Origin of the sequence: Microbacterium sp., assembly GCF_052102115.1 — a bacterium.
In the GTDB taxonomy this organism is placed as follows: domain Bacteria; phylum Actinomycetota; class Actinomycetes; order Actinomycetales; family Microbacteriaceae; genus Microbacterium.
In genome coordinates, this window is record NZ_JBQDVP010000086.1 from 4024 (window position 1) to 4419 (window position 396).

At 63.1% G+C, this 396-nt stretch carries 1 pseudogene; it reads right to left on the minus strand.

The window, feature by feature from the left end:
• Positions 1–396: pseudogene (locus ACTICP_RS15445) on the minus strand (hypothetical protein); the annotation flags it as partial.

Below are 396 nucleotides of genomic sequence, written 5' to 3' on the forward strand. Positions count from 1 at the left end.
ATGCCGAGGCCGACGCCGACGCGTTGGTGTTCTCGTCACCATTCACGTCCGCGCCCGAACCCACAGCAGCCTCAGTGATCGTCAGGTCGTCCGTCGCAGGAGTCTGCGACGTCTCACCCTCCGCAGACACCGTGACATCACCAGGAGTCGCATCAGCCGGAACCTCGTAATCGAACGAGAATTCACCGTCCGCGTCCGCCACAACGGTACCCACCTCGACGCCGCCAACAGTGATCGTCACCGTCTCTTCCGGCTCGAAGCCCTCACCAGTGACCGTCGTCGTGCCACCCTGCTCAACCCTGTCCGGATTAACCACGATCGACGTGTCATAGACCGGAGCGGCCTCAGTGATCGTCAGGTCGTCCGTCGCAGGAGTCTGCGACGTCTCACCCTCCG